This window comes from Psychrobacter sp. G, assembly GCF_000418305.1.
Lineage (GTDB): Bacteria > Pseudomonadota > Gammaproteobacteria > Pseudomonadales > Moraxellaceae > Psychrobacter > Psychrobacter cryohalolentis.
This window is the reverse complement of sequence record NC_021661.1, coordinates 1,722,416-1,749,234: the sequence shown is the minus strand read 5'-3', so window position 1 is coordinate 1,749,234 and position 26,819 is coordinate 1,722,416. Positions and strand designations below refer to the sequence as shown.

Below are 26,819 nucleotides of genomic sequence, written 5' to 3'. Positions count from 1 at the left end.
GTCAGGCAACTAGATGGATTTTTTTGGTGAACAGCGTACCCGTACTCAGCGAAGTCTGTTGCTCTATGGGCTATTTTTTCTCATTGTCTTTGCACATCTGGCAGTAGCGCTGGGTATCATGGCGCTGCTGCTGACGATATTTACTGGTGTCATTTACCATTGGGTGTTGATACTGGTTGTGGTCTGGATAATCGGTAGCTTTGTCATTGGCAGTTTTTTAGAGTACAGACGTTTAGAAGCGGGTGGTCGCGCTATTGCTCAGCGTGTGGGCGGGGTTCGCCTATTTATCGACCACAGCCAAGATGCGTGGGAGCATAGTCAAGGGATTGCCCATCAGCATGAGCCTGCACCAAAGGTTCGCTTCAGTGCACGCCAAATTGCGGTACGTGATGAGCGTGATTTCCCGCCTGTTTATCGTCGCTATTATGAGATTGCCCAGCAGCTAGCGATTGCTTCAGGTTTTAGTATGCCAATATTATATGTGTTGCCTAACGAGCAAGGCATCAATGGATTCGTCGCTGGTCGTCATAGTCAAGATATGGTGCTGGTCGTCACTCAAGGTGCGCTAGATAAGTTGTCTGATGAGGCGTTGTATGGTCTGATAGGGCACGAATATGGTCATCTCTTACATGGTGATCCCAAGTTTAATCTACAACTAATGGTTGTGCTGGCAGGCTTGCAATTACTCTATGACTGGAGTGATCCAATTTCCAATCATCGTTCGCTTGATACTGATATCACTTCCCATCAGTCTCTATCACAGAGACAAGTTGATCATTTTGCACGCAGTACAGAGGCGCAAACCGCCCGTTTTACCACTCATAGTGAGTGGGTCACTTACTGGCAGCAGCAATCACAACAACAGCAGTCCTCAGCCAAGCGTCAGTCGAAATGGTTGCAAAATAGACCTGTAATAGATCGACAAGCAACGCGTAATATCTGGACATTACTAATACATGGGTTGAGCTTCTCTAGCATGGCAAGTGCTCAACTAATCAAGCACAGCTTTAACCGCGAGCGTGAATTGCTAGCCGATGCGACCAGTATACAGCTCACACGCTCGCCAGCAATTATGGAAACCTTGCAAGCCATTCATCAAGATTCTTTGGGTTCGCGCTTGACAGGTATCGCCGATATTAATGGACTGAGTCATTTTTTCTTTGCCAGTAGCGGCGCCGACCTAGGTGATGTTTCATGGTTTGCCACTCATCCAAGTTTGAGTGAGCGTATGAGCGCCATTAATGCCAATACTTATCACGACTTTGCCATACAAGTTGCCAAAGAAAAACGTATTAATCAGAAGAAAGTACAAGAATTTTATGAGCAGCGCCGGCTGGGTGATTGGGGAGTAATAACAGCAAATAGCCTAAAAAGAAAAAATAATAGCCTAAGTAAAGAATCGCCAGAAAAAATCATACTTCAATTTCAGTCATCACCTAGTATTTATAAGAACAATGATACAGAGATAAGTAGTGAGTTAGACACGGACTCAGGTCTTGAGTTCGCTGTAGAGAAGGATGTGATAGTTGATGGGCGTTTACAAATAAAAGCAAAGTCGATTGATAAACGTCAGCTGATAAGGCCATGGCAAGCAAAGCATGATAGCGACCTGCTGGCAAAAAATTTAATCAGTACTGCTGATATAAACAAGGTGTCATTGCCACAATATGTGCTTAATCACAGTTACCATCCGCGGGGTGCGCAGGCTTTGATTGAGGCGGTGATGTTATGCCATCAAGGTTGCATATTGTCTACTATTGCCACTTATGATTTATCAGATATCTGGAGTGGTATTCCTAAAGATAGGGTAGTGACTACGACCGATAGTAGCACTAGGTCTACGTCTAATGTAACACCTCGAATTGATACAATGAGTGATCAGAAAATATTGCCGCATACCATAGACCAGCAGTTACTAGAGGTAGTTGCTGGTATTGATCGGCGGTTAGATAGTGCTTTAATAATATTTGCTATAAAGCAACTATCCCAGCATGATTTATCCGAAAGCGCGATAAATCATTTACGCCTAAAAAGTGAAAGTAGCCATAGCCACCAAAGCCATCTATATTATAAACAGCAAAAAAAATCTCGTACCATGCTGATGCGCTATCAGCACGGCATCATTGAGCTGTTTAAAAGTCAGTTAACCTTCGATTTGAGCAGAAATTTTGCTGATGAAATAGCCAATGATGACGTTTACATGGGTGAGCCTAAACCAGTATTCACGCGCTCAGAGAATACAATCTCTCGGTCACCATCAATTTTGTCATTATGGCAGGCGCTGCACTTACAGCAACTACTGCCTATACTGGCTGGTGTTTTAAACCATAAGTTAGCAAATGCTAATGAATCATGGCAACTGGAGTTACGAGCTGGTTTAGATAATATTTATGCCCAGCTTGATCCATCAGGTCAGGTTTTTGAAGGTCTTGATATTCCTGAGAAAACGATGCTGACTTTATTGGCTTATCGCTTATCTAAAGATGTCAAAGGTCAGGTAGCATCAGCTCTGAGGGATAGAAGTTTTAATGTGTCCAATTATGTTGTATATGTACGCCGTCATGCACGCCTGATTGATATGGATTTAACAGCAGTGAGCGATGCAAATTTGCAATGGCTACTATTGACTGCACAAAATTTAAATAGTGTGCAATTATTGGCATTGATAGAAGCAGTGCCTGTTTTTATATCATCAAGCATAGACAGTGAAGAGGCTGGTGATAATTATCAAGACAGGCAGCAGAGTGATGGTCAAATAGAGTATAATAGCGCTATAAAAAACAGCCATATTGATGATGTCATTACTGATAATCTATATGTACTTAGCCATTATCGTCAATGGCTAAGTACATTGCATACAGTAATGTTACACGATACGATAGTCAGCCAAGATGAATATGATTGCTTAACGATACTGGCAGAGCACTGGCTTGGTGTTAGACAGCTTTTTTAGGTAGATTAGACGATTTTATAGTTAATGCGTCAAGTAATGGTTAGCATCGTTTTTGACAGTAGAAGCCTGTAAACCCATTTTATATAAGTAGGATAGTAGAGTCGCATGAGTGATATCCAAGACCCGCAGCTGGTATTACAGCACCGTGTACAGCAGCGTCAGATTTTAGCGATGATGGGTATCAATCAGTGGGTGCAGCCAAGCTCAGAAACTCTTAATATTAGTGAGATAGCAGCATCTACTGTCATGCCCAGTATGACTCAGTCTGATTCTACTACTAGCAACGTCAAGACACGGCCAAATAATGAACAGCCAGTTGTCAGCATCGTAAATCCAGATGAAGAAAACGTTAAAATATTAGATAGCAGTGCTGACCATGATGTCTCTGCTTATCCATATAATGAAGCGGGAACTGACGACCTCCAAGATATAAGCGCGCATATCTTTAACAAACAAAGCCCAGTTACCTATAGTTTTGATGCAGTCAGCCCTGATATCGCAGTTGGTTCTAAGATAGATACGGTCGTTCAACAAGACGTTGCCCTGTTTGATGAGCAGGTATTTTCTAATGACAGTCATTATGACCATACCCTTAAGGTAGCACCGTTCGACTTACAAGGTGGTCGTTATGGCGATTGGGTAATTATTGCTGATATTCAAGCGCTTAATAATGACAGCCAAAAACTGTGGCAAAATATCACACAAGCGCTATCAATCTCTTGTGAGACAACATCATTCCCTATCTGTGAGGGCATGGATACGGCTGAGCTTGCCAATGCCAGTTTTGCTGGACACGTCTTTAAAATTGGACGCTGCGAAGAAGAAATAAAGGTGTTGGCGTTGACTGCGTTACCTGAAGGGCTTGAGCATCCCGATTTGACTGCTGCACCAACGTTAGATGAAATGCTTACTGATAGTCGCTTAAAGCGCACGCTTTGGGAGATGATTTCTGGTTCGGCTGATTAACAGTGAAAGTTTTGATTATTTTTTATCAGCAACATAGTCGTTAGCCAATAAAATAAAAACGTAAAAAGTATTTCAATGGTTAACTTTTAAATCCCATAATTTTTAAAACCCAACTAACAACGATGATTTTATCATATTTAGGATAATGATTATGACTACCAAAGCCGCTCCTAACCGTGTACCTAATTTTTCAGCAGGACCTGCTACTATACCGACCGCCGTATTATCACGTGCTCAAGAAGAGTTGCTAGACTGGCAAGGACGCGGCGTATCGGTGATGGAAATCAGCCATCGTAGTAAAGAGTACATCGCGATTACTGAAAAAGCTGAAGCCAAACTGCGCTCATTGATGGATATTCCAGACAATTATAAAGTGCTGTTTTTGCAAGGTGGCGCCAGCTTACAGTTTTCAGCCATTCCATTAAATCTGTTAAATGGTGGACGCGGTGACTACCTCACTACTGGTGCTTGGTCAGGAAAAGCCATTAAAGAAGCGCAGCGTTATGCTAATTTAGGCCTTGGTGAGGTTAATCTGGTGGCAACAGGCAAAGACAGTAACTTTACGGACGTGCCAGACCAAAGTGACTGGAACCTGAGCGAAGATGCGGCGTATTTCCACTACTGTGCCAATGAGACCATTCATGGTTTGCAAGTATTTGAGCCACCGAAAGTTGATGCGCCTATTATCGTTGATATGTCATCTTGCATCTTGTCACAACCGATTGATGTGTCTAAATTTGGGATGATTTATGCTGGTGCGCAAAAGAATATTGGTCCAGCTGGGCTAATTATTGTCATCATTCGCGAAGACTTATTAGGGCAGGCAAGTGAGTGGTGCCCGCTACTCATGAACTATGAACACCAAGCCGAAAAAGAATCTATGTCAAACACGCCAGCGACGTACTCTTGGTACTTGGCAGGTCTAGTCTTTGATTGGTTAGAAGAGCAAGGCGGCGTTGCTGCTATCGGCAAAATTAATCAACAAAAAGCGGATTTGCTCTATAAAACGATTGATGATAGCCGCTTTTATAGCAATCCAGTCGACACTAAGTATCGTTCTATCATGAACGTCCCGTTTACGTTGGCTGATAGCAGTCTTGATAAAGTATTTTTAGAAGAGTCAGAAGCCGCAGGTTTACTGCATCTAAAAGGTCACCGCGATGTTGGTGGTATGCGTGCTAGCATCTACAATGCGGTGTCGCTAGACTGGGTGCAGCAATTGGTCGACTTTATGATTGCGTTTGAAAAGAAGCACGCTTAAGTCAGTACAGTTTTTGGAAAAAAGACGCACTTTTATGAGTTGCGTCTTTTTTTATGAGCATTGATGCTTATTATTGGTGAATAATGTGTCATAGAGTCACTTTCACGCTGCAAACCATTAGGTTAAAAAATCTAAGTTTGTTATGATAAAATTTTGTGGAACTTACTGCTTTCAATTATAGGGCAGTACTTTAGTCAATTATCTTCATATTCATTGGGCTAGCACAGGGGTTTGTTATAACTTTATTATGCTAAAAAATACCATGCTAAAAACTGTCCTATTAGTGACCATGGCGAGCTGGATACCAGCCAGTATCGCGGTGCCGATCACTACTACTGCGCTTGGTCATAATAGTCCTACTGAATATATCGACGCCCCATTTATGCCGTATGCCAATCCAAATGCGCCGACCGGTGGCACGTTGTCGCTTGATGCGCGCGGTACTTTTAATGCGGCTAATAAATGGATGACGACGGGGGTAGCAATGGCTGGCACCGACTATCTATATGATACCTTGATGACTGGCTCATTAAATGAAGCTTTTACCATGTATCCGCAGCTGGCAAGTAAGGTCACTTATGACCCTGATGATACCAGCTGGATTATTTATCATATCAATCCTGCCGCACGCTTTTGGGATGGATCATTGGTGACCAGTCATGATGTAAAAGCCACTTACGACGCGATACTGAACAAAGGGCCGATGTATATTCGCAGCTATTTGGGGGATATTAAAGACATTCAGATTATTAATAAACAGCAAGTAAAATTTGTTTTTGCCTCTGATAAAAATAAAGAGATTTTATTAACGGTTGGTCAATTTCCTATTTTTGCCAAGTCTTCTATCGATGCTGATTTTGAAAAAATTAGCCTAACGCCATTGATGGGTAGCGGTCCTTACAAATTAGGGCGTGTTGATGCGGGACGGGCGGTCATTTATGTGCGTGATCCCAATTATTGGGGTCGTGATTTGATGGTCAATCGTGGTCGTTATAATTTTGATATGATTAAGTTTGTCTACTATCAGAGTGATGAGATTGCTTTTGAAGGTTTTAAATCGGGTCAATATCGTTTTCGCCCAGAGAATAAAGCGTCTAACTGGGCAACGGGTTATAATTTCCCCGCAGTAAAAGCAGGTCTTATTAGTAAAGAATCAATAAGCAGTCAAAATCCAGTGCCGATGCAAGCACTTATCATGAATATGCGTCGGCCCATCTTTCAAGATATTCGTGTCCGTCAAGCCTTAACCGCAGCTTATGATTTCGAATGGATGAATAAAACCTTATTTCATGGGCAGTATGAGCGTTTGCAAAGCTTTTTTCATGGATCAGAGCTTGCCGCCACTGGCACGCCGACAGATGCAGAGATGCAGGTGCTAATTCCATTATTATCTAAACTTGAACCAATGCAGCGCAAAGCAGTATTAATGGAGTGGCAGCTGCCAACCAGTGATGGTAGTGGCTTTAATCGCGAAGGGTTATTAAAAGCGCGGCAGCTGTTGCTAGATGCTGGATTTTATTATGAAGATATGAAGCTGTATCAGCCGGATGGCAAGCTTGCTCAGATTGAAATTTTAATGACAGGCGAAACCATGGGTCGAGTGTTGTTGCCTTATATTCGTAATCTAAAGCGTTTAGGCTTTGATGTGACGCTACGCCAAGTGGATGGTGCACAATATTATGAGCGTGTGCGTCGTTTCGATTATGACATGGTAGTCGATGTATTCGCCCAGAGCTTATCGCCTGGTGCTGAGCAAGCGGCATTTTGGGGCAGTGCGGCGGCTGATGAGCCTGGTAATCATAATACGGCTGGCATAAAAAATACTGCTATCGATACAGTGACAGCGTTGCTTGCCAATGCTAAAAACCGTGATGAGATTGTACTCTATACTCAAGTGCTCGATCGCCTGCTGCGTGCAGGTCACTATTTGGTGCCATTATATGGTAAGTCTAGTACCAATGTCGCGTATTGGAATCAATACCGTCATACTGAAAAGCTGCCATCTAATGCCATCGGTATTGATTACTGGTGGACGGATAAAAAAGCAGAAGCACGCGTTAATCAATATTTAAAACAGTAAGTGACAGTGACAATGACATTAAAAGTAATTTGAAAGAATTTAATAGACATTAGCAATAAAGATAACCACTGGTAAGGATTTAGTATGAGTATTCGTATTCACCCAATTAAAGCATTCAATGACAACTATATTTGGACATTAATCAATGAGAGTAACAAGCAAGCCATTGTTATTGATCCGGGTCAAGCGGCACCAGTCGTTGCTTATTTAGAGGAAAATGGATTAGAGCTGACGTCTATCTGGACGACTCATCATCATCATGACCATATCGGCGGCGTTGCAGAGTTACAAGAGTCGTATCCGATGACGCATCTGGTTGCGCATACTGAGCATAGTGTCGATGAAGATCAGACCATCAAAGATGGCAGTACAGTAAGCGCGTGGGGCTGCTCTGCGCAGGTATGGGATGTGTCAGGTCATACCGCCAGCCATATGGCTTATATATTAGATATCGATGGCCTTAAGCACTGCTTTTGTGGCGATACCTTATTTAGTGCTGGATGCGGACGTGTGTTTACAGGAACGATTGAGCAGTTGCATGACAGCTTTAAGCGTCTAAATGGACTGCCAGCTGAGACGCTGTTATATCCTGCACATGAATATACTGCTAGCAATCTACGTTTTGGGCTATCTATTGAGCCTGATAATGAAGCGATGCAGCAAGCTTTGGCACAAGCAGAAGACAAAACCGCACAAGGCATTCCGACGCTCCCCGTTACTTTAGGACATGAACGTGCGATCAATGTATTTTTACGCACGCAAGAGCCGAGTGTGATTGCAGGTGTAAAGGCTCAGTTTAATACCGATGATGATAAATCTTTGACTGTATTTGCAGCTCTACGTGAGCTTAAAAATAACTTTTAAATTCTAATCAATGCTTTGACTGACGCTTTGATAGTTATTAGCTGCGCATTCTTTCTATTGCCATATTTCTTACTATTAGGAAGCCGCCATTATGGGTCGTTATATCTTAAAAAGGTTGTTATTGATATTACCGACGCTATTTTTGATATTGCTGGCGAATTTTGTCATTGTACAAGCAGCGCCCGGCGGTCCTGTTGAGCAGCAATTCGCCATGATTGAGCAAGGTGCAAAAGACAATGCCTTGGGCGGTAATATTGGTGCGGGTAGTTCAGGTAATAATAGTACGTATCAAGGCACGCGCGGCCTATCAGAAGAGATGGTGGCGGCGATTAATGCACAATATGGCTTCGACAAATCCGCGCCTGAGCGCTTTTGGCTAATGCTAAAAAATTATGCCCAGCTGGATTTTGGGGAGTCGTTTTTTAAAGGGCAATCGGTTACTGACTTGATTATCGAGAAGCTCCCTGTATCAATCTCGCTTGGGCTTTGGAGCACGCTGCTGATTTATATGATAGCGATTCCACTGGGGGTCTATAAAGCCATGCATCATGGCTCAGGGATTGATAAAGTCACAGCCATGCTACTAGCTATCGGCCATGCAATACCCGTTTTCGTATTTGCCGTTATATTATTGGTGTTTTTTGCAGGTGGTAGCTACTGGAATATCTTTCCACTGCAAGGCTTGACCTCTGAGAATTTTGATCAATTGAGCGTGCTGGGTAAAATCAAAGATTACTTTTGGCATTTGGCGCTACCGCTGCTAGCAAGTACGGTTGGTGGTTTCGCTGGCTTGACCTATTTGACCAAGTTTAGCTTTTTAGAAGAGCTCGGCAAGCAATATGTGCTTACCGCTCGTGCCAAAGGCTTGGCTGAGCGTCAAGTGCTATACGGACATGTGTTTCGTAATGCCATGCTGATTATTATCGCCGGTATTCCAGCGGCTATCGTTGGCATTTTCTTTGCCGGTAATTTCCTTATTGAGATTATTTTTAAACTTGATGGTTTGGGCTTGTTAGGTTTCGAAGCCATTCAGCAGCGTGATTATCCCGTGATATTTGGCACGCTGTTTATTTTTACCTTGGTCGGACTGTTATTACAGTTAATCAGTGATTTAAGTTATCACTTAATTGATCCCCGTATCGATTTTGAGGGGCGCTAATGTCAAGTCATCCATTACCTTCAACGCACTCAAGCGCATCTGCTATTGCTATAGAAAAAAAACGTCGCCTAAATCCTATCTGGCAGGCACGACTTAATCGCTTTCGTCAAAATCGTCTTGGTGTCATATCGCTGTTCATTTTTGCCTTGATATTTGTCATCTGTATGGCAGCCAATGTGATTGCCAATGACAAGCCGCTACTTGTACAGTATCAAGGCGATTACTACTTCCCCGTACTAAAAGCCTATCCTGAGACGACTTTTGGCGGAGTGTTTGAGACCGAGACCAATTACAAAGATCCTGCGGTACAGACGCTGATTACTGAGCAGGGTTATTATGTGATGCCGATCATTCCGTTTGCTGATCAGACGCCAAACGTTGAGCTAGGTATTCCATATCCAGCGGCACCCAATAGCCAGAATTGGCTTGGTACGGATGACTTGGGTCGCGATGTGCTGGCGCGTATACTGTATGGCATGCGAGTGTCATTATTATTTGGTTTGGCATTGACACTAGCAGGAGCAGTGATTGGTATTATCGTCGGTGCGATACAAGGTTATTACGGTGGCTGGATAGATTTGGCAGGGCAGCGCTTCATGGAGGTTTGGGGCGGGATGCCGCAGCTGTTTATGATTATTATCTTGGTCAGCCTGTTTAGCCCCAGTATCTTTATGCTGTTTGCAATGATGTTATTGTTCGGTTGGATGGGGCTGGTTGGCTTGGTACGAGCAGAGTTTTTACGCGCGCGCAACTTTGACTATGTGCGTGCGGCGCGTAATCTGGGGGCTTCCGACAGCCAAATCATGCTAAGGCATATCTTGCCCAATGCGCTAGCGTCAAGCTTGTCACAGCTGCCGTTCATTTTAACGGCCAATATTATTGCGTTAACAGCGCTAGATTTCTTGGGTTATGGTTTACCACCTGGGTCACCGTCGCTGGGTGAGCTGATGGTACAAGGGAAAAACAACCTTGATGCGCCTTGGCTGGCCTTATCGGGATTTTTTAGCTTAACCTTTATTTTGTCGTTGCTCATCTTCGTTGGTGAAGCACTGCGTGATGCCTTTGATCCGAGGCGCTCTTAATATGACAACTGAGAATATGACAATTGCTACTGAGCAAAATAGTCTTTTAAATGACAATCATATCAATATATCAAATAAGCTCATGCTGACAGTGGATAAGCTTAACATTGCAACCACTTCGGGTACTGTTTTAGTCGATAAGCTAACGTATGAGCTCAGGCAAGGTCAAACACTAGCCATCGTTGGTGAATCCGGCTCTGGTAAATCGATCGCAAGTCTCGCGCTATTAGGCTTGCTCCCAGATAGCTTGACCGTTACTGGTAAAGTGCAGTTAGCAGATACAGTAGGAATGACTACATTACCAATAGCCAACGATAGAACACGTAATGCAGCTCTACGTGATGTACGTGGGCGGCGCATCGGCATGGTGTTCCAAGAGCCGATGACGGCGCTTAATCCATTGCATACAGTTGCCAAACAAATTGCAGAATCGCTCCGTCTAATCGGAGTATCCAAAAATCAATGGCATGAAAAAAGTATCGCCTTGTTAAATGATGTCAATATCACCGATCCTACTGATAAGCTAAATCGCTATCCGCATGAGTTATCGGGTGGTCAGCGTCAGCGGGTGATGATTGCCATGGCATTAGCGCAGCAACCTGACATCTTAATCGCTGATGAGCCAACCACCGCGCTTGATGTAACCTTGCAACATGAGATTCTCGCTCTATTAGATAATCTTAAACGTCAGCATGATATGGCGATGATATTGATTAGCCATGACCTCAATCTGGTCAGGCGCTACAGTGATGAAGTCATCGTTATGCGTCAAGGGCAGACTATTGAGCAGGGTGGAACTGCAGCGGTATTTAGTCAACCTAAAGCAGAATATACCCGCTCGCTTATCAAACAAGACTTTGGCCAAGCGCTGAACTTCTCTAATGATGATAAAATTCAGCAATCAACCGTATTGCAAGTCAGCAATTTACACGTACAGTTTCCAATTGAAAAAAGTCTGTTTGGTGGTACCAAACGCTGGTTCATGGCTGTTAAAGATGTCGATATGAGCCTGCAAAAAGGTCAGGCATTGGGCATCGTTGGTGAGTCAGGCTCAGGGAAAACTACCATAGCGCTTGCGTTAAGTCAGTTACTTAGCAATCAAGCGCGTGTCAGTGGTCAGATAATGGTGAATAATCAAGATATTGCGGCGTTATCAAAACGTGATTTGCGCACCTTCCGCTCACAGATTCAAATGGTTTTTCAAGATCCATTTGCCAGTATTAACCCTCGTATGACTGTCATGGAAATCGTCGAAGAAGGGTTGTTAGTACAAGGCGTTGTTAAAGTAGCACGTCAGCAGGCAGTAATGAACAGTCTTGCTACCGTGCATTTACCGTTAGAGTTTGCGCAGCGTTATCCGCACGAGCTATCAGGTGGTCAGCGTCAACGGGTGGCTCTGGCTCGTGCCCTTATTATGCAGCCAAGTCTCTTAATATTGGATGAGCCAACGTCTGCGCTTGATAGCACTACGCAAGTCACTGTAGTGAATTTGCTACGTGCAATTCAAGAGAAACTGCAAATCAGCTATGTGTTTATCAGTCATGATTTAAAAGTAGTCCGTGCCTTGTGTCAGCAAATTATAGTGTTAAAAGAAGGCAAGTGCATTGAGTTTGGGCGTACCGAAGACGTGTTCAATAATCCACAACATCCGTATGCAAAGCAATTATTTCAGGCGAATGTGATATAGCCTAAGTAAATGATACTAAATACTCAGAACATAGCAGTTCATACTAATAGCGACATACCAAAAATCGCAATGGTACAATAAGTTTGGACAGTAGTTTACTTTATATAGAACCTAGTCCTATGTATATTATTTGAACCTTGATTTATTCGGTTAGTTCAAACGGTCATTATTACCATTAAAAGCATCATTAAAAAAGGATTTTTATACCCATGAAAAAACAAAATAGTATTGCTAAATTAGTAAGTAGTAAGTTAGTAAGTACCGATGGATTACAGCATGCTGGCTATTTAGCCGTTGCCAAGACACGCGCCAAAGTACTAAAAGCCTTCGCTTATGTTATCCCGATTAGAAGACCGATGTTATTCGTCGGCGAAAGCTCTTGTGATGAGCTATGCGACATGCTTATTAATGAAGGTAGCACCAATGTCTTTATCGTCACTGATGCGGTATTGAATAAGCTTGGTATACCTGCAAAAGTCACTGATTATCTAGATAGCAAAAATATCCGCTATAAAGTCTATGACGGTATTACTCCAGACCCTACTTTTAAAGTGGTTGAAGAAGGGCTACGCATCTCCATTGATGCTAAATGCGATTCTATTATTGCTATCGGCGGTGGCTCTGTGATTGATGCAGCTAAAATGATTGCTATGTCACAAGGCAACAATTGCAAGCCGCAGCAACTTATCGGTATTCTTAAAGCACGAAAGCCTTCTGTACCGCTGTACTGTGTGCCTACAACTGCGGGTACTGGTTCGGAAGCGACACTTGGTGCAGTTGTATCAGATGATAAAACCCATCAAAAAGCACTATCTATCGACCCAAGAATGGTGCCATTAGCCGCCGCTATTGACCCAGTTATTATGAAAGGGATGCCGGCTCATATCACAGCGGATACGGGTATCGATGTGTTGACCCACGCCTTAGAAGCTTGGATGAGTGCTAATGCGAGCGTCGAGACCGACTATTATGCGGCTTCTGCGGTGAAGTCAGTTATGCAGAATCTGCCAGTAGTATATAAAGACGGCGGCAATCTCAAAGCCAGAGAAGCAATGGGTATTGCCGCTCATTACGGCGGTATTGCCTTTAATAAAGCGGGCCTTGGCTATGTCCATGCCATCGCTCATCAGCTTGGTGCGTATTATAGTATTCCTCATGGTCGCGCCAATGCCATCGTGTTACCTTATGTACTTGATGTCAATCGTCAAGCAAGCAAAAAAAGACTAGCAGATCTGGCTAGAAAAACGGGTATGGTTAAGGATGGTCAAGCCGGCAAGAGTGATGCTGTGATTGCAGATAATCTGATTGCGCAAGTTCGCGAATTGATCGCTACTTTAAATATTGATCCAACGGTTAAAGGTATGAAAACCACTGACTTTGATAGCATTGCTAAAGCCGCAGCTAAAGAAGTCAGCGATACTTATGCGGTGCCAACGTATCTGTCAGCATCTGAAATCAAGAGCATTTTAACGAAGATTCAGCAAGCCAGTGATGAGCATGCCGATACTGATGTTAAGAGCGATAAAGTTGCATAGATGATTTGCTAAATGAATAATCTAGTCATGAATTAATAGAAAGCTTATTATCGAAAGGTAATAAGCTTTTTTTATGGCCATTCGTTAAATATGGTGTATATAAACAACACTTTAGGAATATTTCTGTGAGACCTAAGGGTTACGATGGTTACATGATATTACCCTTAGGAGCCTTTCATGACACACCGATTATTAGTGAATTATAAATTACCAGCTAAAGTCGTGGGCATGGCGATAGTAGCGAGCAGTGTCTTTTATGTCGGTTGCGCCTCCACTGAAAAACCGCCTACCATAAAAAATGTTTCCATTGACAATCCTTATGCGCCTACTGACCCTAATTTAGCAGTAGCAACGGTCGCTGGTGGTTGCTTTTGGTGTGTCGAGGCGGGTTATGAAAAGATTCCTGGTGTGGTAGAGGTAGTGTCAGGTTATACAGGTGGCGAATCTAAAAATCCAACTTATAGTACTGTTTCAGCTGGTGGTACAGGGCATACTGAAGCAGCCCAAGTTTATTATGATCCAACCAAGATTACCTACAATGGTATCGTTCAAGCACTATGGCGAATCGCTGATCCTACTGATGATAAAGGTCAGTTTGTAGATAGAGGCACCCAGTATCGCCCAGCTATTTTTTATAATAGTGAGCATGAAAAGCAGATAGCCGAAGCTGCTAAGCAATCGCTGCAAGCCTCTGGCGTCTATAAAAAGCCAGTCGTAATCGAGATTGTGCCTGTTAGCGAATTTTATCCAGCAGAAGAGTATCATCAGGATTATTACAAAAAGAATCCACTACGTTATAAAGCCTATACGTTTAACTCTGGTCGCTACCAGTTCATTGAAAGTGTCTATGGTAAAAAATATGAGTTAGATTTCAACCAATTCAAACCGACTGTAACCAGTGCAAAGTCAGCAATGTCGAATACCTCGTCAACTGCAGTAAAGCCGTCGACAGTTAAGACAAGTGCAGGCTTTGACCCAGATACCTTTGTAAAACCGACAAAAGCTGATCTTAAAAAATCACTAAGTGACATTCAATATAAAGTCTCTCAGGAAGATAGTACTGAGCGCGCTTTTGATAACGAATATTGGGATAATAAAGAACCTGGACTGTATGTCGATGTAGTATCAGGTGAACCATTATATTCGTCTCGTGATCAATACAAGTCCGGTACAGGTTGGCCGAGCTTTACTCGTCCACTGAATGCTAGCTTTGTCGTAGAAAAGGCAGATCGAGGAATATTTGGCACCCGTACCGAGATTCGTAGCCGTTATGCCGATTCACACGTCGGTCATGTATTTGACGATGGTCCGGCACCGACGGGTAAGCGCTATTGCATGAACTCAGCAGCAATGCGTTTTATCCCACTGGCGCAGATGGAAGCGGCTGGCTATGGTAGATGGATCAATGACGTAAAATCAGCTAGCTAATTCCCTTACTGTCATAAGAAATCAAAAACCGCTTATCATATCAGTAGTTAACTACTGATATGATAAGCGGTTTTTGTTATGTGATGCTATATAGTCTTATTGAACATAATAGAGAACATATCTATCTATCAAAAAAAATGAATATATTTTCTTAAATTTTCATGTCATAATTATTAGTACAATGTATCAGTTTAGTAATAATTGAAATTTAATGTTATTTTTGATGGCTAGATTGGAATTTCTTAGTGTGTAAATTACAAGGAAGAGTTATGTTAAAAAAAGAATTGAATACAGTGTCGGGTCTTGTAGTAGTAAATTCTGCCGATAATAAAATGCGCGGAGCAAATATAAAAATATCATTTTTAACAATCAGTATGCTAGCAGTTAGCGGCATATGGTTAACAACAGAGTCTGCCATGGCATATGATCCTTATTGCGATATGCATCCATGGGATTGTGGATACTCTGGAATGCCAGGTCCTATGGGTCCTATGGGTCCTATGGGTCCTGCTGGTATGGATGGTGCTAAAGGTGATACTGGTGCTAAAGGCCTACAGGGTGAAATTGGTGCCAAAGGCGAAACTGGCGCCAAGGGTGATAAAGGCGACATCGGTCTAACTGGTGCTCAAGGGGAACAAGGCATCCAAGGTTTGACTGGCGCTAAAGGTGAGGCAGGTAAGGATGCTAATATCAATGTTGCTATACAGACCTCTAATAGTACAGCGACACCAGCCCAAGCCACAGGTAAAGATTCTATTGCAATAGGTAATGGCGCAGTAGCTGAAGGCAGCCAATCTATTAGTATTGGTGTGGGCAATTTAGTAACCGGTAAAAACTCTGGTGCAATTGGCGATCCAAGCACAGTAAGTGGCTCAGGTAGCTATAGCTTCGGCAATAATAATACGGTCACCGGCAACAACACAGTAGTTTTAGGAAACGGCATCAGTACGGGAGTGAATAACTCAGTTGTTCTTGGAAGTGACTCCACAGCAAACCGTGATAACACAGTATCAGTTGGCTCAGTAGGTAGTGAGCGTCAGATAATTAATGTGGCAGCTGGTACACAGGGTTCTGATGCGGTTAATGTCACACAATTAAATACGGCTAGGCTCAAAGCAGTGACTGATGCCAATACTTATACTGATACTAAGTATGACGTTTTGAATAACAGCTTTCAGAATTACTCTAACGGCATAAATCGTCGAGTCGATGATGTGGAAAAAACAGCCAATAGTGGCGTGGCTATTTCTTTAGCAACACAACAGGCTATCCCCAATCTCCAACCAGGCAAGGTTGCTGTGTTTGGTGGTGTGGGTCATTATGAGGGTGAAAGTGCTTTAGCTATTGGTGCCGCTACAATGTTAGATAATGGTCGCACGTCAGTCAGTGGTGCATTTGGTTTTGCTGACTCAAAGTTCGGCGGCCGAGTTGGTATGTCTTACATATTTGGTCAATAGTCATTTTATTGATTTAGTTTTTTTAACCTGTCGTAGCCATACGGCAGGTTTTTTTATGAAGTCTAATTATGTTCTTATCACTATTGAATAGATTATGGCCAGTGAACTATATTTGAAATACTAAAAAGATAATCGAGAAAAGGACGCATGAGCGTCCTTTTTATAATTAGGTAATATTAATCTTCAACATTAAAAAGCAGGTTTACGCTTCGGTACAGCATCTAAGAACTCATTGCGCGCTTGATTGTCATGTACATACTCACCTAACATCGACATTGTGCGCGTAGTAGAGTGTTGCTTATTGACACCGCGCATCATCATACACATGTGAGCGGCATCCATCACGACAGCTACACCGCGGCAGCCCGTCACATCCATAATCGTCTGCGCTATTTGTTCGCTTAAATTCTCTTGAACTTGCAAGCGACGAGAAAACATATCGACGATACGAGCAAATTTAGACAACCCTAACACTTGACCGTTTGGTAAATAACCAATGTGTGCTACACCGTGAAAAGGCAACATATGGTGCTCGCACAATGAATAAAACTCAATATTCTGTACCAATACTAGCTCACGGTTGGTCGATGGAAACAAAGCGTCATTAACGACTTCATCTAAGCTTTGATGATAGCCTTTGGTCAAATGCGCAAATGCTTTGGCAGCACGTGTTGGGGTGTCTTCAAGTCCTGGACGATGCAAGTCCTCACCCGTTGAGGCGATGAGCTGGCGATAGGATTCGATGCTTTCTTGGTAGTCTGATGCTATTGTTGCGGTATTGCTCATAAGTTTGGCAGCCATCCAAAATGTGGGTGTAGCTTAACGCTAAATCCTTAGTTACAAACAATGGTTGTAAAGGATTATTATAAAAATTGTGCAAGCTGGGAGGGCTGTGATTATACTCGAAATCTACTTAACTTCATACTGCTGTAGCCGGTAGTTCACCGTTTTATCAATATTAAATGGTATTATTGAGCGGGATTAGGCATTAATACAGTGTAAGCAAATACAGTTTACGACTGTTTACTTAAATCAATTCGTGTATAATAACCCATCTTTCAATTGGTACTTCCACTCGCTATTTGTTAGCCAACTATTAAAAATAATCGATCATTTAAATGACCTAAATTGACTTAAAAGGAAATATTATGCTATTACAAGGACAGCGTTTTGTCGTTACAGGCATCGCTAGCAAACTATCTATCGCTTGGGCAATCGCTGAAGCACTACATCGTGAAGGCGCGTCGTTAATTTTGACTTATCCTAATGATAAAATCAAAAAACGGGTAGATATGGCGGCTGAAGCATTTGAGGCTGATTTGGTACTTGAGTGTGACGTGGCATCAGATGCGTCTATTGCGGCTTGTTTTGAGCAAGTCACTGCCCATTGGGGCGATGGCATTAATGGCGTAGTACATGCGATTGGCTTTGCACCGATGGATCAGCTTGATGGTGATTTCGTCAATGCGACAACCCGTGAAGGCAGTCATATCGCCCATGATATCTCAAGCTATAGCTTTGTGGCATTGGCAAAAGCATCGCGTGAGCTACTTGCTATGCGCCACGGCTCAATGTTGACGTTGACTTATGAAGGCAGTATTTCAGTATTGCCAAACTACAACGTTATGGGTATGGCAAAGGCGAGTCTTGAAGCCAGTGTTCGCTACCTTGCAACTTCTATGGGCGGTGAGGGCATTCGCGTCAACGCGATCTCGGCAGGTCCTATTCGTACGCTTGCTGCCAGTGGCATCAAGTCATTCCGTAAAATGCTTGATATCAGTGAAAAAATCGCCCCGTTACAGCGTAATATTACTCAAGCTGAAGTCGGTAATGCCGCACTATTTTTATTGTCGCCTTGGGCATCTGGTATCACTGGCGAGATTATGTTTGTTGATGCAGGCTTCAATACGGTTGCGATCAGCGAGCAGCTAATGATGCTTGATGAGCCGAAATAGTTAAAAGGCAATTCTCAACGATATATAATGAGAAGTAAGGAAGGCAGCCAATCGGCTGTCTTTTTTGATTATACTATGGGTTTTTTGCTGATAAGCCATTAAGCGACGAATATGATAACCAAATTACCAAGATGGATATTGTGGGGTGGCGCCGTATTGGCATTCAGTGCAGGCTGTGTCAATACGGCAGCATTAATGGGTTTTACCAATTTATCTGTCTCGCATGTGACAGGTAACGTAAGCTTGTTTGCCGCTGCTATCGCTTACTTAGACATTCGAAGCCTTTTATTTATCGGCGCGTTACTGCTGTCTTTTTTGGCAGGGGCTGTATTAAGTGGTTTTGTTATCGGTCAGACGTCATTGAAGCTTGGTCGACGTTATGGCAATGCGCTTTATATTGAAGCGGCATTATTGTTAATAAGCTATTGGTTATACCAGCAGCACGATTATCTAGGACAGCTTGCCGCTGCTATAGCATGTGGCTTACAGAATGCGATGGTTGCCACTTATAGCGGTGCAGTTATTCGTACCACGCATTTAACAGGACTAACCTCAGATATGGGCGCTGCCATCGGTAATTGGCTGGCGGGTCGTCGCATCAGTAAGCCAACATTAGGTTTTCAGGCGATTATTTGGTACTGTTTTTGCGCTGGCAGTGCCGTAGGTGCTTTTTTATATGCCAGAGTCGGCTATGGTGCGTTGTTTTTGCCTATTACTATTGTTTTGAGCGCAGCCTTTGTATACAACTATGTATCAGACAATCTACCAGAAAAAAGACAGCCAAGAAAAAAGCGCCCATCAGTTTGATAAGCGCTTATTCATTTTTAAATTTTATTTCAATCGAATCCATACAGACTACTGATCGTCTTCTTTATGGTCTTCATGTTCGTGCAACCCTTGCATCATATCTAACGCAGAATCGTCAGTACGCTGCTGATCTTCTTTAGCCAATCCATCTTGGTTGATGTCTTTTGGTGCCATTTTCGTCGTTGAGTCAGTTTTGTTGTCATCTGCCATGAGAATCTCCTAGTTGTTTTTATTAACGTTCTTCACCAACTCAGTATGTGATACAGCTTATGAGTTGTACAGGGAAGATATGAACATATTTAGTGACGGTATGTAACTTTGTCTAAGACAAACTTCTGGTTTTTCAAAATAGACTTAAATCCATACTTATAAAGTCAATTGGTTTTGGATAGATGAAATAAAGATTATATTTCTGACAAGGTTTTCAATATGTCTATATTGATAATATTTTGGTGGATAATATTTCTGCTATGATGGCACCTTGTTTTTGTCAGTACTGTTATTAAGTACGATTATAAAGGTATGGTTAACGGCTGAAATACGTCTTTATGTTTATAATTTTTAACACCGTCTTTGGGTACAATAAGGACATTATATGTCAGAGAAAAAATTAGATAGCCATCTTCCTAATGATGGCAACGAGTATTTATTTACAGATACCTTCCCAAAAGGTACCGGTAAAGGATTGATAGTTGTCGCTATCGCGGCGGTTATCAGTCTGTTTATCTATAACGTATTGCCGTATGATATCAGTGCCAATAAAGGCCTCGCTATGTTGTTCTTTATCGGCGTTTTATGGTTAACTGAAGCGGTACATGTGACGATTACAGCGATATTGGTGGTGGTCGTAGGAGCGCTAATTGGTTTGCCGGATTTCGATGCTGAAATTGGCTTACAAAGCTTTGCTAACCCAATTATCTATTTGTTTTTTGGTGGCTTTGCACTAGCGGCGGCATTGCATGTGCAGCAATTAGACAGGAAAATAGCGCTCAAGATTCTATCAATGTCAGGTGGCAATCTGAGGAATGCGGTATTCCTAATATTTGGGGTCACCGCATTTTTATCGATGTGGATATCAAATACGGCTACTGCAGCGATGATGTTGCCACTGGCGCTTGGTATTCTAACGCAGGTTGACCGCGAAAAAGACCGTGGCACTTTTGTGTTCGTACTATTAGGTATTGCCTATTCTGCCAGCCTTGGTGGTTTGGGTACGATCGTTGGTTCACCACCCAATGCTATTGCTGCAAAAGCGCTGGATATCGCGTTTGTCGATTGGATGAAGTTTGGTATTCCGATGATGTTGGTGCTGCTGCCATTATTGCTCGGTGCGATGTATTTATTCCTCAAGCCCAATCTTAATCGTCAGGTCACGCTGAACGAAGATGATGAGGCTATTGCATGGAATAAGCCACGTGTACTAACGATTATTGTATTTATCGTCACAGCGCTAAGCTGGATACTCTCGAAACAAATTGGTGCTGCACTTAATATTGATGATGTTGATTCTATTGTGGCATTGTTAGCAGCATCAGCAGTGGTGAGCTTAGGGTTGGTTTCATGGAAGCAAGTTTCTGACAATACCGACTGGGGCGTACTCATGCTGTTCGGTGGTGGTATTGCACTATCAACGGTGTTAAAAGTGTCAGGCGCATCGTTGGTTCTTGGTCAAGCAGTTGCTAATGGACTGTCCTCTGCACCGCTTATCGTCGTGGTACTGGCAGTTGCGGCATTCATTATATTCTTGACAGAATTTGCTTCTAATACGGCTTCTGCCGCCTTGTTAGTCCCTGTGTTTGCGGCTATTGCTGAGCAAATGGGTCTACCACCTGCAGTATTAGTCATGATTATTGGTATCGGTGCTTCTTGCGCATTTATGCTACCAGTTGCCACGCCACCAAACGCTATTGTCTTTGGGACGGGTCTTATTAAGCAGACAGAGATGATACGTGTTGGTGTCATACTGAATATTATTTCTACCTTTATCATAGGTTTGTGGGCATATTTTTTCTTACTATAACCTATAAGTGAAAACAGTTATAACCGAACAAACCCAATGTTTAAGTGATTCTTAAACATTGGGTTTTTCATTTACTAGTAGTCATAATGTCGGTATGAAATACTTATCATTTCTTTCTTGCTATCATTAATTTATTAGCTGCTCAAAGCAGATTGGGATGACTATTAACTGACTAGGTTTATCTAACAAGGAACGTATAAGATGTCTAAGGAGTCTCTAAAATGTTAACCCTATATATGATTCAATTAGGCGGTCGCCCCAAAGGGCGGTTGATTGAACAACACGATATATTTTTTGGCGTGGCCAATCAGGTTAATGAATTAATAGCAGATATCAATAATCATTGGCCTGAAGTGAAAAATAAGTGGCATATTGATTCATACCGCGCTATTAGCAAAGTTGATAATTATGCGATTAAATTAGTGGAATCCAATATTCAAGCAGAGTGCGCCAACGACTTAAAGCTATTCTTTATCAATTTAGGCGGCTATCAGCAGGGCAGTTTTGAAGAATTTCATTATAAGCTACTTATCGTGGCTGATAGTCAAGCAGATGCAGTTAAACAAGCAAAACAGAGCGAATTTTATAAACAATTTACTTTTAAAGATAAAGCGTCTCCTTTTAACGCTGCCTCACATGTTGATGACAAGTTTGAGGTAGATATAGACGACATATATAACGTCAATGATCTTATCTCAAATGTTAAAATCATTATCGAGCCTCTTGCCAGAGCGCTTGATAAAAGCATAAATGTCATAGAAGATAAAAAATACGTAGGATATTTAAGTATTAAAAATCTTAAAAAATTAGCACTGTGATAATATTAATTGTCGCTTATGTATTTATGACTTCTAAGAGATACGTTTATAAGAGATACGTCTAATCACTCCTTATCTCTGTGAGATTTTTGGTTATTTTATAAATTTGATACGTTCTATAAGCAACAACTCAAGTCTAGGCCATACACGAGTAACTTGAATCGCAGCTCAATTATCCCCATAATCTAACTACTCCTAAATAATAAATAGCCTAAGTAAATATGCCTGATACTTCAAAAGAAAATCAAGAAAAAAGCCAGCCTGTACAAATGGAAAATCTGAACACCGAGACAAAAAATACGCAGAAAAGTGTGGATACTCAACAGGTTATTTCTGTTGCTAATTTACCTGTGCTCGCAAAGGACGAGTATTATCTCAGTCGCCTTGAGCGTGAGCTGGCACGTGCAAAATCGTCTGCTAATAAAAATAGCAATACGGATGGCATACACAACGTTAAAAATAGCAATGATTTGGATAAAAAACGCGCCCAATATGAGCAATTAAAAGCTCGCTCGCAGCAAGCGGTGCAAGCGCGTATAGAGAGCATTCCAGATAGGCTGGCAGAAAAACTGAATCAGGATCTCCCTGTTAGTCAACGTGGTGATGATTTGATTCAGGCAATCATTGATAACCAAGTGATTATCGTTGCAGGCGAGACAGGCTCCGGTAAAACTACGCAACTGCCTAAGTTAGCAATGTTAGCAGGGCGCGGTATACGTGGGCAAATAGGGCATACACAGCCTCGACGACTGGCGGCACGCAGTGTGGCAAACCGTATCGCTGAAGAATTGGGCGAGCAGCTTGGTAATACGGTCAGCTTCAAGATTCGCTTTAACGAGCAAGGCACGGCGCAATCTGTCGTTAAACTAATGACTGATGGTATTTTGCTTGCTGAACTTGGTCATGATCGTTTTTGAGTAAATACGATACTATTATTATTGATGAAGCCCATGAGCGTAGTTTAAACATTGACTTTATTATGGGTTATTTAAAAAAACTGCTGCCCAAGCGCCCTGATTTAAAAGTCATTATTACCTCAGCGACACTGGACACTAAACGCTTTAGTGAATACTTTAGTCGCTACGATAATAAGCTTAAACGGCAAATTCCTGCGCCTATTTTTAATGTCGAAGGACGAAGCTTCCCTGTCGAAGTGCGTTATCGTCCGTTAACAGATGAGCCTGTAACCAGCTCAGACGATGATAGCTACGATGACTTTGAAGAGAATCTGCCGCGTGCGGTGGTTGCTGCAGTGGAAGAATGCTTTAGCGATGCACAAAACAAAGGTCATGCTGATCAAGCAGATATCTTGATATTTGCAGCCACTGAAGCTGAGATTCGTGAGCTACAGGAAGTACTTGAGCGTCATGGACCTAAGCATACAGAAGTGTTGCCACTATTTGCACGGCAGACTTATGAAGAGCAACAGCGTATCTTTCAGCCATCAGGTCGCGGCCGACGTATTGTTATCGCGACTAACGTCGCTGAGACGGCATTGACCGTACCTGGCATTCGCTATGTGATTGATTTGGGTTTTGCGCGTATATCACGCTATTCTTATCGTTCGCGCGTACAGCGTTTACCAATTGAAGCCATTTCACAAGCTGCTGCCAATCAGCGTAAAGGGCGTTGCGGTCGTGTTGCGCCGGGTGTTTGTATTCGTTTATATAGCGAAGAGGACTTTACTGGTCGTCCTGAATTTACGGAACCTGAGATTTTACGCACTAACTTAGCATCCGTTATTTTACAAATGGCAAATCTGCGCCTAGGAAGCGTCGATGATTTCGCCTTTATTGAGCCGCCTGACAGTCGCTTGGTTACTGATGGACATAAATTGCTTGATGAATTGGGCGCGATTACTGCTAAAAACGACGTACCTTCAGCTAAAAAAACTAACAAGCCAAAATCAAAACAGGGACTGGATCATCTGGTTCTGACACCGACTGGTCAAAAGATGGCACGTATGCCAATCGATCCAAGGCTGGCACGTATGCTGGTAGCTGGTAGCGATTTTGATTGTATCCGAGAAATGCTCATTGTCGTTGCGGCGCTTGCTGTCCAAGATCCACGCGAGCGGCCAGTAAATAAGCGCCAGCAAGCGGATCAGAAGCATGCTGAATTTCGCCAAGATGACTCTGATTTTTTATTCTATTTAAGTCTGTGGAAAGCCCTGTTTGAAAAAGACGAAGATGGCAATAAGTTGTCTGGCAATCAGCGTAAGCAGTTTACGAAGAAAAACTATCTAAGCTTCCCGCGTGTACGGGAGTGGAGTCAAACCTATCGTCAGTTAGTACAAATGGTCACTGAGCTTAAGCTGACTGATGCTAATGAGGCAAAAACTGCTGACAAGAATGCCTCGAAAGAAGTGACTCACAGTGACCCTACCGCGATTGAAGATGAAGCACTCAAAGCGGTTAAATACGCCAATTTACATCGCGCATTGTTGACGGGTTTGTTGTCTACGATTGCTCACAAAACTGAAAATCGCGGTGAATACTTAGCCGCTCGCCAGCAAAAAGCCAAAATATTCCCGGCAAGTACGGTATTTAAACAAATACCACCTTGGGTCATGGCTTTTGAAGTGGTTGAGACATCGCAAGTCTTTATGCGTACCGTTGCCAAGATTGAACCAGAATGGATTATCTCAGCCGCCGGCAACTTATTAAAGTATCACTACTTTGAGCCACATTGGTCGAAAAAAACTGGCCGCGTTAAAGCTTATGCCCAAATCAGTTTATTTGGTCTGATTATTATCAGCAAGCAACTGACCAACTATGAGCAAGTTAATCTAAGCGAGTCGCGTGAGATATTTATCCGTGACGGTCTGGTTACTGGAAATTTAGGTAGACAAGCACCGTTCTTACAGCATAATATGGATAAAATTGCTGATATTGAACGTATCGAGGATAAATTACGCCGCCGTGATCTATTGGTCGATGAAGAGTCCTTGTATCAGTTTTATGATAAAAAAATCCCCGATCATATTGCGAGCCGCAAAACGTTTGAAGACTGGCGTGCCGAAGTTGAAAAAACCGATACTAAGTATCTGTTCTTTACCGATGAAGACGTGCTTAATAGCCAAGCACCGACCACAGGCGATTTCCCAGAAGTTTGGAAGCTGGGTGACTTAAAGCTGCCACTACGCTATATCTTTGATCCAGCAAGCGATGATGATGGGGTGACCATCCGTGTGCCGCTTGTCGCCCTACCGCAGCTTGATGCGATTGAGCTGTTATGGGGTGTACCTGGTTGGCGTTATGAGCTGGTATTGCAATTATTAAAATCATTACCAAAAGATATTCGTCGTCAGATTGTACCTATTCCTGATACTGCCGATAGCTTGTTTGATGAATTGCAGCCTGCGGGTGGACAGGGGTTATTAAAACAGCTTTGCCAAGCACTTAACCGCCGTGGCATTATGTCAGTTACTACAGAGCATTTTAATCCGTCTAGTATTGATCGTTATTTGCAGCCACAAATCTGCGTGGTCGATGATAAGAACCGTATCATCGAAAAAGGACGCGATCTGCAAACGCTACAGATTCGCCATGCTTCTCAGACGCGCCAAGCGGTGAATGAGCAGCAAGGCGCGCATACAGAATTTCCTGAACACTTTGCCTTTAGTAAAAACCATCATAGCGCAGGCGTGGTTATGAAGCAGTTTGCTGCTTTGGTTGCTGATGAGGCAGGTGAAGCGGTATCTATCCATCAATATACCGATGTTAATGCAGCACTGCAGGCGCACCGTATCGGGGTGTTAACGCTAATCAAAAGCAGACTTGGCTCAAAGAAAAAACAGCTGACCAGTCAAGTTGATAACATATTTAAACTGGCATTCGCACCGCTTGGCGATATGGAAAAGCTTAAGACTATCATTATTGATGCGACTTTAGATGCAACACTCGAAGAGCACTATGTATTGTTTGATCATACGGCAGACCTACCTGAGAGTGCTAATGATGTTGCGGTTGGACTCAGTGAGGAGCTACCCTTTACTCCTGAAGAGTATAGCCAAACGCTCGATGTGCTACTAAGTAACTTTTTGCTGATTGGTCAAACGATCATAAAAACGCTCAAAAACGTTTATACCCGCTGGCAACGTATTCGCCAAAGCATGCTAATGCTTGATCGAGAGATATTTGGCGAGTCTATTGAAGATATTGAAGATCAGTTAGCAGATTTACATTTGGCTGATTTTGTTTATCGTATGGATTATAGCCACTGGCAGCAGTATCCACGCTATCTGGAAGCGCTAGAGATTCGTATCGACCGTCTTGAGCACAATGTCGAAGCCGACCTCGATGGCGTCTATGCCCTTGACTTACATATGGAAAGACTTGCAGGACGTGCTAATGATAAAGCCATCAGCGATTACCGCTGGATGGTCGAGGAGTACCGCATTCAACTGTTTGCTCAGCCGATGAAAACCCGTATGGCGGTATCGCCCAAGCGTCTCAGTAAGATATGGGATAAAATGAGTTAGCATAAAAGTAAGTACTTCAGTAACCATTCGCAAATTTTTATGGTCATGTTTTTAGTTGCCATTTGCTAAAAGCATGACACTCTTGCCCGTATTATCAAAAAGCTTATTCAACCGCTTATATAGATATCTTAGATATTATCATGACACTGGCTGCTAAGCTCATACCTTACAAGCCTTTCTAGAGAAATAAATATTCAAGCAGTCGCCATGCACCGATTGCTAACCTCTACAGTGTTTCAATTATTATTTTTATAAAATTAATAC

General features: G+C 42.6%; 18 protein-coding genes and 1 pseudogene. 16 read left to right on the top strand and 3 right to left on the bottom strand.

The annotated features are described in order from the left end of the window. Positions 1-13 precede the first annotated feature (13 nt). The 10 genes from PSYCG_RS07210 (at position 14) to msrA (ending at position 15,015) form a co-directional block, all read left to right on the top strand. Entirely contained in the window at positions 14-2,953 is a 2,940-nt protein-coding gene (locus PSYCG_RS07210; protein ID WP_020443597.1) for a M48 family metalloprotease, read from the top strand. Between the two features lie 105 nt (positions 2,954-3,058). Then, positions 3,059-3,919: a hypothetical protein gene (locus tag PSYCG_RS07205; RefSeq protein ID WP_020443596.1), complete on the top strand. Its 861-nt coding sequence runs from the start codon at positions 3,059-3,061 to the stop codon at positions 3,917-3,919. A gap of 151 nt (positions 3,920-4,070) precedes the next feature. Continuing rightward, positions 4,071-5,180, top strand: coding sequence for a 3-phosphoserine/phosphohydroxythreonine transaminase (gene serC, locus PSYCG_RS07200; protein ID WP_011513765.1), 1,110 nt, complete (start codon positions 4,071-4,073; stop codon positions 5,178-5,180). A 247-nt stretch (positions 5,181-5,427) separates the two neighbouring features. Continuing rightward, on the top strand, positions 5,428-7,260 hold the full coding sequence (locus tag PSYCG_RS07195; protein WP_020443595.1) for an extracellular solute-binding protein: 1,833 nt from the start codon (positions 5,428-5,430) through the stop codon (positions 7,258-7,260). A gap of 84 nt (positions 7,261-7,344) precedes the next feature. Continuing rightward, positions 7,345-8,124: a hydroxyacylglutathione hydrolase gene (gloB, locus tag PSYCG_RS07190; protein ID WP_020443594.1), complete on the top strand. Its 780-nt coding sequence runs from the start codon at positions 7,345-7,347 to the stop codon at positions 8,122-8,124. Positions 8,125-8,215: 91 nt separating this feature from the next. Further along, entirely contained in the window at positions 8,216-9,283 is a 1,068-nt protein-coding gene (yejB, locus tag PSYCG_RS07185) for a microcin C ABC transporter permease YejB (RefSeq protein WP_011513762.1), read from the top strand. Next, positions 9,283-10,365, top strand: a complete 1,083-nt coding sequence (locus PSYCG_RS07180) for an ABC transporter permease (RefSeq protein WP_020443593.1) — start codon at positions 9,283-9,285, stop codon at positions 10,363-10,365. The genes yejB and PSYCG_RS07180 overlap by 1 nt, the downstream gene beginning before the upstream one ends. Before the next feature lies 1 nt (position 10,366). Beyond that, the gene (locus PSYCG_RS07175; RefSeq protein WP_020443592.1) at positions 10,367-12,052 is read left to right on the top strand and encodes an ABC transporter ATP-binding protein; all 1,686 of its coding nucleotides are present in this window, start codon (positions 10,367-10,369) and stop codon (positions 12,050-12,052) included. A 209-nt stretch (positions 12,053-12,261) separates the two neighbouring features. Beyond that, complete coding sequence (locus PSYCG_RS07170; RefSeq protein WP_020443591.1) at positions 12,262-13,587, top strand: iron-containing alcohol dehydrogenase; 1,326 nt, start codon at positions 12,262-12,264, stop codon at positions 13,585-13,587. A gap of 177 nt (positions 13,588-13,764) precedes the next feature. Next, complete coding sequence (gene msrA / locus PSYCG_RS07165) at positions 13,765-15,015, top strand: peptide-methionine (S)-S-oxide reductase MsrA (protein WP_020443590.1); 1,251 nt, start codon at positions 13,765-13,767, stop codon at positions 15,013-15,015. A 214-nt stretch (positions 15,016-15,229) separates the two neighbouring features. Here msrA and PSYCG_RS13585 read toward each other — a convergent pair whose 3' ends face one another. Beyond that, positions 15,230-15,433: a hypothetical protein gene (locus tag PSYCG_RS13585; RefSeq protein ID WP_227500731.1), complete on the bottom strand. Its 204-nt coding sequence runs from the start codon at positions 15,431-15,433 to the stop codon at positions 15,230-15,232. Here PSYCG_RS13585 and PSYCG_RS13705 point away from each other — a divergent pair. Next, complete coding sequence (locus tag PSYCG_RS13705; RefSeq protein WP_319802583.1) at positions 15,432-16,472, top strand: YadA family autotransporter adhesin; 1,041 nt, start codon at positions 15,432-15,434, stop codon at positions 16,470-16,472. The two genes, PSYCG_RS13585 and PSYCG_RS13705, sit on opposite strands and share 2 nt — an antisense overlap. A 189-nt stretch (positions 16,473-16,661) precedes the next feature. Here the strand turns inward: PSYCG_RS13705 and folE are convergent, their stop codons facing one another. After that, positions 16,662-17,258, bottom strand: a complete 597-nt coding sequence (folE, locus tag PSYCG_RS07155; protein WP_226939345.1) for a GTP cyclohydrolase I FolE — start codon at positions 17,256-17,258, stop codon at positions 16,662-16,664. A gap of 362 nt (positions 17,259-17,620) precedes the next feature. Here folE and PSYCG_RS07150 point away from each other — a divergent pair, with 362 nt between their 5' ends. Both PSYCG_RS07150 and PSYCG_RS07145 read left to right on the top strand, forming a co-directional pair. Beyond that, positions 17,621-18,427 carry an enoyl-ACP reductase gene (locus tag PSYCG_RS07150; RefSeq protein ID WP_011513755.1) on the top strand — a complete coding sequence of 269 codons (807 nt, stop codon included), beginning with the start codon at positions 17,621-17,623 and terminating at the stop codon, positions 18,425-18,427. A gap of 111 nt (positions 18,428-18,538) precedes the next feature. Continuing rightward, positions 18,539-19,234: a YoaK family protein gene (locus PSYCG_RS07145; protein ID WP_020443588.1), complete on the top strand. Its 696-nt coding sequence runs from the start codon at positions 18,539-18,541 to the stop codon at positions 19,232-19,234. 48 nt (positions 19,235-19,282) lie between these two features. On the opposite strand, the gene PSYCG_RS13420 is transcribed toward PSYCG_RS07145, so the two are convergent. After that, complete coding sequence (locus PSYCG_RS13420; protein ID WP_011513753.1) at positions 19,283-19,444, bottom strand: hypothetical protein; 162 nt, start codon at positions 19,442-19,444, stop codon at positions 19,283-19,285. Between the two features lie 385 nt (positions 19,445-19,829). On the opposite strand from PSYCG_RS13420, the gene PSYCG_RS07140 reads away from it, so the two are divergent. The 3 genes and pseudogenes from PSYCG_RS07140 (at position 19,830) to hrpA (ending at position 26,555) form a co-directional block, all read left to right on the top strand. Then, positions 19,830-21,254 (top strand): SLC13 family permease, encoded by a 1,425-nt coding sequence (locus PSYCG_RS07140; protein WP_020443587.1) that lies wholly within the window; start codon positions 19,830-19,832, stop codon positions 21,252-21,254. A gap of 221 nt (positions 21,255-21,475) precedes the next feature. Continuing rightward, positions 21,476-22,072: a DUF1543 domain-containing protein gene (locus PSYCG_RS07135; protein WP_020443586.1), complete on the top strand. Its 597-nt coding sequence runs from the start codon at positions 21,476-21,478 to the stop codon at positions 22,070-22,072. 269 nt (positions 22,073-22,341) lie between these two features. Beyond that, positions 22,342-26,555: pseudogene (gene hrpA / locus PSYCG_RS07130) on the top strand (ATP-dependent RNA helicase HrpA). Positions 26,556-26,819 lie beyond the last annotated feature (264 nt).

Excerpts from the sequence above, each read along its gene's own strand:
- PSYCG_RS13585 (WP_227500731.1), bottom strand. The coding sequence starts at position 15,433 with ATGGCAGACTCTGTTGTTAACCATATGCCGCTAACTGCTAGCATACTG.
- serC (WP_011513765.1), top strand. The coding sequence starts at position 4,071 with ATGACTACCAAAGCCGCTCCTAACCGTGTACCTAATTTTTCAGCAGGA.
- gloB (WP_020443594.1), top strand. The coding sequence starts at position 7,345 with ATGAGTATTCGTATTCACCCAATTAAAGCATTCAATGACAACTATATT.
- PSYCG_RS07180 (WP_020443593.1), top strand. The coding sequence starts at position 9,283 with ATGTCAAGTCATCCATTACCTTCAACGCACTCAAGCGCATCTGCTATT.
- PSYCG_RS07140 (WP_020443587.1), top strand. The coding sequence starts at position 19,830 with ATGTCAGAGAAAAAATTAGATAGCCATCTTCCTAATGATGGCAACGAG.
- PSYCG_RS13420 (WP_011513753.1), bottom strand. The coding sequence starts at position 19,444 with ATGGCAGATGACAACAAAACTGACTCAACGACGAAAATGGCACCAAAA.
- PSYCG_RS07175 (WP_020443592.1), top strand. The coding sequence starts at position 10,367 with ATGACAACTGAGAATATGACAATTGCTACTGAGCAAAATAGTCTTTTA.
- PSYCG_RS07150 (WP_011513755.1), top strand. The coding sequence starts at position 17,621 with ATGCTATTACAAGGACAGCGTTTTGTCGTTACAGGCATCGCTAGCAAA.
- folE (WP_226939345.1), bottom strand. The coding sequence starts at position 17,258 with ATGAGCAATACCGCAACAATAGCATCAGACTACCAAGAAAGCATCGAA.
- msrA (WP_020443590.1), top strand. The coding sequence starts at position 13,765 with ATGACACACCGATTATTAGTGAATTATAAATTACCAGCTAAAGTCGTG.
- PSYCG_RS07205 (WP_020443596.1), top strand. The coding sequence starts at position 3,059 with ATGAGTGATATCCAAGACCCGCAGCTGGTATTACAGCACCGTGTACAG.
- PSYCG_RS07210 (WP_020443597.1), top strand. The coding sequence starts at position 14 with ATGGATTTTTTTGGTGAACAGCGTACCCGTACTCAGCGAAGTCTGTTG.
- PSYCG_RS07170 (WP_020443591.1), top strand. The coding sequence starts at position 12,262 with ATGAAAAAACAAAATAGTATTGCTAAATTAGTAAGTAGTAAGTTAGTA.
- PSYCG_RS07195 (WP_020443595.1), top strand. The coding sequence starts at position 5,428 with ATGCTAAAAAATACCATGCTAAAAACTGTCCTATTAGTGACCATGGCG.
- PSYCG_RS07135 (WP_020443586.1), top strand. The coding sequence starts at position 21,476 with ATGTTAACCCTATATATGATTCAATTAGGCGGTCGCCCCAAAGGGCGG.
- yejB (WP_011513762.1), top strand. The coding sequence starts at position 8,216 with ATGGGTCGTTATATCTTAAAAAGGTTGTTATTGATATTACCGACGCTA.
- PSYCG_RS13705 (WP_319802583.1), top strand. The coding sequence starts at position 15,432 with ATGGCATATGATCCTTATTGCGATATGCATCCATGGGATTGTGGATAC.
- PSYCG_RS07145 (WP_020443588.1), top strand. The coding sequence starts at position 18,539 with ATGATAACCAAATTACCAAGATGGATATTGTGGGGTGGCGCCGTATTG.